At 62.1% G+C, this 8809-nt stretch carries 7 protein-coding genes and 2 pseudogenes; 5 read left to right on the plus strand and 4 right to left on the minus strand.

Annotated elements, in window-relative coordinates:
- Positions 1 to 7: 7 nt before the first annotated feature.
- A complete protein-coding gene (locus tag VL15_RS14295) occupies positions 8 to 1045 on the plus strand; it encodes a LysR family transcriptional regulator (protein WP_048246279.1) in 1038 nt (345 codons plus the stop codon).
- Positions 1046 to 1207: 162 nt separating this feature from the next.
- Here the strand turns inward: VL15_RS14295 and VL15_RS43575 are convergent, their stop codons facing one another.
- Positions 1208 to 1336 carry a hypothetical protein gene (locus VL15_RS43575; protein WP_264299697.1) on the minus strand — a complete coding sequence of 43 codons (129 nt, stop codon included), beginning with the start codon at positions 1334 to 1336 and terminating at the stop codon, positions 1208 to 1210.
- Positions 1337 to 1552: 216 nt separating this feature from the next.
- Here VL15_RS43575 and VL15_RS14300 point away from each other — a divergent pair, with 216 nt between their 5' ends.
- Both VL15_RS14300 and VL15_RS14305 read left to right on the plus strand, forming a co-directional pair.
- A complete protein-coding gene (locus VL15_RS14300) occupies positions 1553 to 2398 on the plus strand; it encodes a hypothetical protein (RefSeq protein WP_419188666.1) in 846 nt (281 codons plus the stop codon).
- Positions 2399 to 2576: 178 nt separating this feature from the next.
- Positions 2577 to 3686: a DNA alkylation repair protein gene (locus VL15_RS14305; RefSeq protein WP_048246281.1), complete on the plus strand. Its 1110-nt coding sequence runs from the start codon at positions 2577 to 2579 to the stop codon at positions 3684 to 3686.
- Between the two features lie 18 nt (positions 3687 to 3704).
- Here VL15_RS14305 and VL15_RS14310 read toward each other — a convergent pair whose 3' ends face one another.
- The 3 genes and pseudogenes from VL15_RS14310 to VL15_RS40025 all read right to left on the minus strand — a co-directional run.
- On the minus strand, positions 3705 to 3941 hold the full coding sequence (locus VL15_RS14310) for a hypothetical protein (protein WP_048246282.1): 237 nt from the start codon (positions 3939 to 3941) through the stop codon (positions 3705 to 3707).
- 139 nt (positions 3942 to 4080) lie between these two features.
- Positions 4081 to 4332 (minus strand): annotated as a pseudogene (locus VL15_RS14315) (hypothetical protein); the annotation flags it as partial.
- A 119-nt stretch (positions 4333 to 4451) separates the two neighbouring features.
- Positions 4452 to 4592: pseudogene (locus VL15_RS40025) on the minus strand (universal stress protein); the annotation flags it as partial.
- A gap of 784 nt (positions 4593 to 5376) precedes the next feature.
- Between VL15_RS40025 and VL15_RS14320 the strand changes: the two are divergent.
- Together VL15_RS14320 and VL15_RS14325 are read left to right on the plus strand one after the other, a co-directional pair.
- Entirely contained in the window at positions 5377 to 7104 is a 1728-nt protein-coding gene (locus VL15_RS14320; protein ID WP_080970826.1) for a S53 family peptidase, read from the plus strand.
- 542 nt (positions 7105 to 7646) lie between these two features.
- Complete coding sequence (locus VL15_RS14325) at positions 7647 to 8570, plus strand: glycosyl hydrolase (protein WP_196319585.1); 924 nt, start codon at positions 7647 to 7649, stop codon at positions 8568 to 8570.
- Positions 8571 to 8809: the final 239 nt, after the last annotated feature.

The following is an 8809-nucleotide window of genomic DNA, read 5'->3' on the forward strand; positions in this document are numbered from 1 at the left end:
AGCGGAAATGAATCAATCGGATACATCGGAGCATGGCGCTCGCCGTGACCTGGCCGGTCGCGCCGATGCACTGTCGGCGAGCTTCGGTGCGAGCTATGCGGGCATCCTTGCGTTCGTCGCGGTGGCGAGCGAGGGGAGTTTCACCAAGGCCGCGGAACGTCTCGGCGTCGGCCGGCCGGCCGTGAGCCGGAACGTTCAGAAGCTGGAGGCGCAGTTGAGTACGCGGCTGTTCCAGCGGACCACGCGCATGACCGAACTGACTTGCGAAGGCCAGCGATTCTTCGAAAACTGCCATCAGGGTGTCGCGCAGATCGTGGAAGCCATGAACGACATGCTGGAGCTGCGGGAGGGGCCGCCACGCGGCCTCATTCGTATCAGTTCGGCAGTGGGATTCGGCAGGAAAGTCGTTGCGCCCTTGCTGGAAACGTTTGCGCGTGCCTACCCCGACATCGTCATCGATCTGCTGCTCGACGACCGGCCGATCGACCTGGTGTCGGAACGGATCGACGTGTCGTTTCGCAACGGACGCATCGAGGACTCCAGCATCATTGCGCGGCAACTGATTCCGATGCAGATGGCGCTCTGCGCGGCCCCGTCGTATGTGGCCAGGCGCGGCCTCCCGCAGAGTCTGGAGGACCTGGCTCGGCACGATTGCATCAATTTCCGTTTTGCCAGCGGCCGCGTATTCGAATGGGAATTCAATGTAGAGGGCCGCTTGCAAAAGTACCTGCCGTCGTCCCGGCTGACGTTCAACGATGCGGATCTGGTGTTGCGCGCAGTGCTGAACGGATCGGGCATTGCGCAGATGGCGGGCTACCAGATTCGCGACCATATCGCATCGAACGAGCTCGTTGTCGCGCTGGCGAAGCATGTGCCGGAAGATCGCGGCCACTATATCTGCTATCTCAGCCGGCAACATCTTCCGACGCGCATTCGTATCTTCATCGACTTCATGACCGAGCAGATACGCGCACTCGACCTGAACTGCATGACGCGGTTCAACCCGGATATCGCAGACGCTTCGTCGACGGGACTGGCGGCGTGAAGCGTTCGTGAAAGGTACCGGGGTGCCACGATCAATCCGTGTGAGCGTCGTTCGCGCTGTCCGCCGTACGTGGCGGCCGCGCCGAACCTGCCGAAAGGGGCAGGACGCGCCTGTTCCTCATGGCCGGGTGTCACCGGATCGCATGCGCTGCAGCGGCTTCCATCACAGCAAGCAGACGCGACGCAACGTGACCGTTCTCAGATACACGGATTTATCGAGCCACGGCACGAACACATACTCGTCGTATGCGTCGCAGCCGACCAGAATCCAGTGGGACAGAACGTTGGACATGATGGTCTCCTCGACCCCGTTCGTTTCGGTGTGAAGGGCGTCGACGCGTCGCGGTCGTCATTCGTCGTGCCCACACCCGCTATACCCGGCGAGCACGGCGCTTATTCCCGACGTCACGCACCGTACTCTTTGCGCGGAAGCCGCCCATCGCGGGAATAAACGGGCCTGCTTCGCGGTATGCCGATCAAGCACCGGACGCATCGAGGGGAGGCGCCAATGAACGACAAGGGGAGGCAGACCCGGACCCTTCCGGGTCGATCGCGGCGTGATCTCGCCGATGCCGGGAAACCGGCGTCGCCGCATGACAGGATGCGCAACACCGCGCGAAGGCTGCAGCTCGCGTCCGGCATCCTGTTGTGGCTCTATATTTCCATTCACATGGTCAATCACGCGCTCGGCATCTGGTCGATCGATATCGCCGAGCGCGGACTGCACCTGGCGATCGGGCTCTGGCAAAGCGTGCCCGGAACGATCCTGCTGTATGGCGCGGCCTGCCTGCATTTCGCGCTGGCGATCCGCACTATCTACGGCCGTCGGCACTGGGCGCTGCCGCCCGCCGAATGGCTCCGTCTGTGGGCCGGACTCAGCCTGCCCATGCTGTTGATACGCCACGTCGTCGGCACACGGGTTGCGACGTCGTTCTACGGCTTCGAACCGAACTACGAACGGGTCATCGTGTCGCTCCTCACGAGCGGCACACAGGGCCTGCAGATCGCGCTGCTGGCACCGGGGTGGCTGCACGGCAGTCTCGGGCTGTGGTTTCATTTGCGCCGGCGTGCGTTCTGGCATCGAGCAAGGTTCGTGCTGCTGGCGGTGCTCGTCCTGCTGCCCGTGCTGTCGGCGGCGGGCTTCGTGCAGATGACGCGCGCGGTCGTGCCGGGAAGTTTCGCCGCACCGGCACCCGACGCGGCGCTGGTTGCACACCGCGCCGCGCTCGACAGCTGGCGGCATCTCCTCGTTGCCGGTTATCTGTCGCTGATTGCGGCTGCCTTCGTTGGCGGCCAATTGCGAAACCGGCTCTCCAGCGGCGCTGCGCGCGAGCCGTCCCGCGAGCAACGGTGAACGCACGCATGAACACGCCCGCGCCCGCTCGCGGTTCGCGCTTTTGCACGCGTCGACTGAACCCCGCACCGGCGTGCGCTGGCCGGGCAAAGTCTGCTGACAGGAATTGACAGGGGCTTCGGCGATACTGTGCGCTTTCGCACTCATCGATCCGCGGCACCCGTCGGATCTCCTTGCAATGACAACCATCCAGGTTCCCGTCCCGCTGAAGGAATCGCTCGGCGAGCGGCAGTTCCACACGCTGTCCGACGTGCTGCATTCGATCGAGCCTGCCTTCGACCGGGCGGCGTTTCTTGCGACGGCGCTCGACGGCTTCGACGGTTTGACGCTGATGGAGCGTGTCAGGCGCGCCAGCATCGCGATCGACACGGGGGCGCGGTCGCTATCCGGCGGATACGAGGCCGTGCTGGCGTTGTTGCAGGAGGCGGCGCCACGCTTCGGCCGCGGGTTTGTCTCGCTCATCGCGCCCGACTATGTCGGGCAGTACGGTCGGCACGCATTCGACCGTTCGATGGACGCGCTGAAATATTTCACGCCGTTCGGCACGTCGGAATTCGCGGTGCGCGAATTCCTGCGCATCGACAGCGCGCGCGCACTCGCAGTCATGGAAGCCTGGACGCACGATGCGGACGAAGCAGTCCGCCGGTTGGCAAGCGAGGGCAGTCGCCCGCGCCTGCCATGGTCGTTCCGGCTCCGCGAGATCGAGGCCGACCCGGCGTTGGCCGCGCGGATTCTCGACACGCTTCGCGCGGACTCGAGCGCTTATGTGCGCCGCTCGGTCGCGAATCACCTGAACGACGTGGCGAAGACGCATCCGGCCTGGGTGCTCGATCGAGCCGAACGATGGGGCGACGACCATCCGCATACGCGATGGATCGTCCGTCATGCGCTTCGCACCCTCGTGAAGCAGGGCGATGCGCGGGCGCTCGCGATCCTGGGTGCCGAAAGCGCGCCTCGCCTGGGAATCGGCCCGTTTGGCGTGACGCCCGCGCAGGTGGTGCTCGGCGAATCGATCACGCTCGCCTGCGAACTGCACTCCACGGCCGAGACGGCGCAGCGACTCGTCGTCGATTATCGGATCGGCTACGTGAAGCAAAACGGCGATGCGTCGCCGAAGGTGTTCAAGCTGAAGGTACTGACGCTCGAACCCGGCGAGCGCATCACGCTGCGGCACAGCCGGGCGATGCGCGATTTCACGACGCGCCGGCATTATGCGGGCCGGCATGAGGTCGAGCTGATCGTCAACGGTCAGGTCGTGGCGCGATCGTTCTTCGAACTCGCGATGTGAATGGGCCGTTTGCCGGCCTCACGCCGCCTTGAGCGCCGAAAGCTGCAGCGCCTGTGCGAAACGGGCCAGGGTGGAGATCGATCCCGTCACGCTTTCGTACCGCTCGCGTCCGATCTGTCCGTCGAGTATGACCAGCATGCCGGCGTCGCGGGCGAGCGCGACGAGCGCCAGCGTGTCGAGTGCGGCCGTGTCGGACTTGTCGGCCTGGCTGACGGCCTGGTTGACCGATTCGGAACGATAGATGGCGTGTGACATGACGTCTCTCCTGGTGGCCTGCAACCGGTGTACCGCGCAGCCGATATCCGTGAAGTCAGTATCGTTGCCACGCCAGTGCGATTCAATCGGCGTGCGCTGAAGCTGCGGTAGGAATCGTGCAAATATCGTCGGCGGATTCCTACACGGCACGCGGTTTCGGTGAAGCGATGCGTCGTACCGACCGCTTTGCGCGACGCCGTGCATACCGGCATCCGATTGCGCGCCGGATATCGGCGGCGGATTCGGAGCAGGTGAACAGGTCGAGATCGATGCCGAGCCAGCCGAGCGACGAGTAGATCCGCTCGCGCAATGCCGCGGCGTGCTCGCCGATCCCGGCCGTGAACACCAGCATGTCGCGGCCGCCGAGCAGGGTGGTCCGCGCACCTGCGTCGCCCTCGTGCGGCGGCCGCTGCGCGGGATCGTCGTGCGGCGGAAAGGCAAACACCGCGAACTTCATGGTCGACGAACCGGCGTTGACGACGAGGCGCGCAAGCGTGCGCATTGACCGGCTCAGTGCGACATCAGCACCGGCAGCGTTATCGACGCCAGCACCGTGCGCGTGGTGCCGCCCATGACCAGTTCACGCCAGCGCGGATGGCCGTACGCGCCCATCACGAGCAGGTCGGCCCCCGTTTGATAAGCACGCGACAGCATTGGCAGGTCGACATGCACGTCCGGGGCGCGCCGGACACGATTCCCGAGGCGGTTCGCGTACGATTTTCCGGAATCTGAAGCTTGTTATAAAAAAGTCTCGTCTACCTCGTCAATTGAACCGACCCGGCGTGGCTCGATCGATCATGATGCAGTCGAGTGCGGCCAGTCAAAATAGCACTTGACGTTCCAATTTTGCCTTATATGCTTTTCACGAGGCGCAAGTAATCCACTGGAAATAAACAATCGGATCGGCGGAGATTTCTCGTATTGTTTCAGTTTTTTGCCGGATATCCATGATTTGGTGCCTGTCTGATTTTCTTGAATGTTCCGGGTTGGGTGAGTAAATCGCGTGTCGCGAATGTTGCATTATTTCGTCGTGGTGCGTGCATTGATTTACTATCCGATTGAAATATTTCGATATGTAATTTTCAGGGGCATTGTCCGATGACCGGCTGCGGATCGCGCTTGCCTCGGCGACTTTAGTCGTATCACAAGGCAATTGTCGTCTCGCATCAGTACGGGCGGCACGCGCCATATCTACAAGCGCGATATACCAGGTCGATTCAGATAGGTGCGCGCTGATTCATATCATGCCGACGATGGCTAATCCTGAATGCGTTCGATGCGCATGGATCATTGATTTCCGCATATTGATTTTACGGGATTGTTGATGATTTATGGATGTGTCGAGTGGCGATTTAAAAAAATACAGAAGAATCGATTTTCGATTTCTCGCGGTGCAACGCTGGTAGAGCCTTGTCCATTAAAGGAGTAACCGGTCATGAATCGAATCAAACACGATGAAAGTCGACGTTTCGAAAGCACAACTGGGCGCATTCCACGTACGTGTTCACTTGCTCTGGCCTTGTTGCTCACGTTCGGCACGGCGGCGACGGGCCATGCAGCGCAGGTGCTGACCCGCCACGTTCGCGCAGGCGCCGATGTCGGCGTGGCCGCGCCGGTGATCGACGTTCTCGCGGACCGGCGGATGGTGCTCGACGTGGTGTTGCCGCTGCGCGATCAGAAAGGGCTCGACGCGTTCGTCGCGGACGTGACCAATCCGCTCAGTCCCGACTTCCGCCACTACTTGGCGCCTGCCGAATTCAGCGCACGATTCGGACCGACACGAACGGACTACGATACGACCGTGCAATATCTCGTGGCACACGGCCTGACCGTGACCGGCGGGAGCCTGGACGGCATGGACGTGCAGGTGACGGGGCCTGCGTCAGCCGTCGAAGCCGCCTTCAACCTTCGGCTGCACTATTATCGGCATCCGACCGAGCACCGGTTGTTCGTCGGTCCCGACCGTGAGCCGACAACCTCGATGGCCGTTCCGCTTTGGCACGTCTCCGGGCTCGACAACTATTCGATTCCGCATCCGCTGTTCGTCAAGAAGGGCAACGACGCGAAAGCACAGGGCGTTCGCCCCGATACGATCGTCACCCGCGCCACCACGGGATCGGGTCCGTCAGCGTCGTTCCTGGGGAGCGACATGCGAGCGGCCTACTATGGCGGCACCAGCCTGACGGGCGCGGGGCAACACCTGGGCCTGCTTGAATACGCCGGAACCGAGCTGGCCGACCTCGGCACCTATTTCACCAACAGCGGCCAGACCAACCGGGTCCCGGTCACGCTGCTTTCGACCGACGGAACCAGTACGTCCTGCGATCCGAGCACGTGCGACGACAGCGAACAGACGCTCGACCTGACCCAGGCGCTCGGCATGGCGCCTGGACTTGCGAGTCTGACGATGTATGTCGGCTCCACGGATACGGCCATCCTCAGCGCAATGACGACCCACCAGCCACTGCCGATGACGATCGGCTGCTCGTGGGGGTGGACGCCTGCCGATCCGTCCACCCTGGACCCGTACTTCAAGAAGATGGCCGCCCAGGGGCAATCGTTTTTTGCGGCGTCCGGTGACAACTCGACCTGGTCGACGTCCAACGAGGCATGGCCTGCCGACAGTGCGTTTGTCATTTCCGTTGGCGGGACCGATCTGACGACCGGCTCCGCAGGCGGCGCGTGGAAGTCGGAAACGGCCTGGAGTAATAGCGGCGGCGGCATCTCGCCCGATCAGGTCGCGATTCCGTCCTGGCAGAAGATCAGTGGCGTGATCAATTCTGTCAACCGTGGCTCCCGGACCTATCGCAATGGGCCGGACGTGTCCGCCAACGCCGATTTCACCTTTTATGTGTGCGCCAATCAGAGCGGCTGCACCGCGAACGAGTATGGCGGGACCAGCTTTGCCGCGCCGATGTGGGCCGGCTTCGCCGCGCTGGCCAATCAGCAAGCCGCCGCTCTGGGGCAAGCGCCCGTTGGCTACTTCAACCCGGCGATCTACACGCAGAACGAGATCAACGGTGCGTTGACGCCCGCATATACGGCGAATTTCCACGATATTGCGAGTGGCACGTCAGGGAGTTACCCGGCGGTGAAGGGCTACGATCTGGTCACCGGGTGGGGCAGTCCCAAGGCGGATCTGATCATGTCATTAATTAAGTAATCCTTCGCATATTCGTTATTCGGAAAATTGCAAGTCGATGTGGCGTCGATGGCATCGACAAGCCGATTGATCAGCGTTTACCTGACGTACCGATGTGCACGTGTCCGCTATAAACCCGTCACCGTAAAGAGGGCAAGGAAATGTATAAAAAGCGATATGGAGTGGTGTTGCGATCGGCTTTGGGCGTCGCGTGGGCCGCCCTGCTGGCAGGGTCATCTCTCGGCACGAGTGCCGTCATGGCCGCGCCGTCGTCGGCTTCGTCGTCGAATAGCTGTCAGGCAGCGTGGAAGGCCGGTCAAGTCTATACGCGAGGGAACGTCGCATCAGTCGGCACAACCAACTATCAGGCAAACTGGTGGACCCAGGGTCAGAATCCTGTGTCGAACAGCGGTGCGGCCGATAGTGGCCAGCCGTGGACCATCGCAGGTTCCTGTACCGGAACGGGGAGTGGCGGCGGGGGTGGAAGCGGGGGTGGGAGTAGTTCCGGGACCGGTACGGCTCCGGCTTTCGTTTATAGCCCGTACAAGGACGCGACGATTTCGATGGACTGGAACACGAACGTCATCTCATCGGCCGTCACGGGCCAGATGAACCCTGTTCTGTCGGTGTTGCCGGCCGGTGTTCATGCAATGACGCTCGCTTTTGCTACCGGAGAATGTGGCAGCGAGAACTGGGCAGGCGTCGATGGTGGTGCGCTGGCTGCCGCCAATATCCAACGGTTCACCGCGGCCAATGTGAATTACGTGATCTCCACGGGCGGCGCTGCGGGGTCATTCACGTGCAGTTCCGATGCGGGCATGGCGACCTTCATCAATCGTTACGCATCAAATAACCTTATCGGGATCGATTTCGATATCGAGGCGGGGCAGACGCAGCAGGTGATCAACGATCTGGTGCAACGCGTCGTGGTGGCTCAGCGGAATTATCCGAATCTGCGTTTCAGTTTTACCCTGGCGACACTTGCTCCTTCCCAGCCGGGCGCGACCACGGCTAGCTCCTGGGGAGCAAGCGCACCGGACAGTTTCAACATTTATGGTGACTGGGTCATGCAGGCGATCCAGACATACGGGTTGAAGAACTACACCATCAATCTGATGACGATGGATTACGGTTCGGCCGGGGCGGGAAACTGCGTTGTCGCTGGCGGACTCTGCCAGATGGGGCAATCGGCCATTCAGGCGGCCATGAACCTGCACGATCACTGGGGCGTACCGTACAGTCAGATCGAACTGACGCCGATGATCGGCGGTAACGATGTGGCCGGCGAAACCTTCACGCCAGCGGACGCACAGACCGTCGCCGCGTATGCGAAACAGAACGGGCTCGCGGGCATTCACTTCTGGTCGTTCGATCGTGACGTCGATTGTCCGCCCGGTGCCGCATCGTCAACGTGCAATTCGATTGGCGGCGTCGGCACGCTGGGTTATTCGAACCTGTTTGCCAATAGTCTCCCGTCTGGCAAATGATGCGTGGCAACACGCTGAAGGCGACCGGCTAGCCCGGTCGCTGATCTCTCTCGCCTTCACACGTCGCGACGAAGGTTCTTGCTCGCCGGCGCGCCAAGCGTGCCGCGTCCGACGACGCGGCGGCTCGTCGTCGATGATCGTATCGGCTAAGTGAAGCAAAACGGTGAGGCGTCGCCGAAGGTGTTCAAGCTGAAGGTACTGACACTCGAACCCGGCGAGCGCATCACGCTGCGGCACAG

Origin of the sequence: Burkholderia cepacia (genome assembly GCF_001039005.1) — a bacterium.
Taxonomy (GTDB): Bacteria; Pseudomonadota; Gammaproteobacteria; order Burkholderiales; family Burkholderiaceae; genus Burkholderia; species Burkholderia theae.

Coding starts and splice junctions, on each gene's coding strand:
- VL15_RS14295 (WP_048246279.1), top strand. CDS start 8: ATGAATCAATCGGATACATCGGAGCATGGCGCTCGCCGTGACCTGGCC.
- VL15_RS43575 (WP_264299697.1), bottom strand. CDS start 1,336: ATGTCCAACGTTCTGTCCCACTGGATTCTGGTCGGCTGCGACGCATAC.
- VL15_RS14300 (WP_419188666.1), top strand. CDS start 1,553: ATGAACGACAAGGGGAGGCAGACCCGGACCCTTCCGGGTCGATCGCGG.
- VL15_RS14305 (WP_048246281.1), top strand. CDS start 2,577: ATGACAACCATCCAGGTTCCCGTCCCGCTGAAGGAATCGCTCGGCGAG.
- VL15_RS14310 (WP_048246282.1), bottom strand. CDS start 3,941: ATGTCACACGCCATCTATCGTTCCGAATCGGTCAACCAGGCCGTCAGC.
- VL15_RS14320 (WP_080970826.1), top strand. CDS start 5,377: ATGAATCGAATCAAACACGATGAAAGTCGACGTTTCGAAAGCACAACT.
- VL15_RS14325 (WP_196319585.1), top strand. CDS start 7,647: ATGGACTGGAACACGAACGTCATCTCATCGGCCGTCACGGGCCAGATG.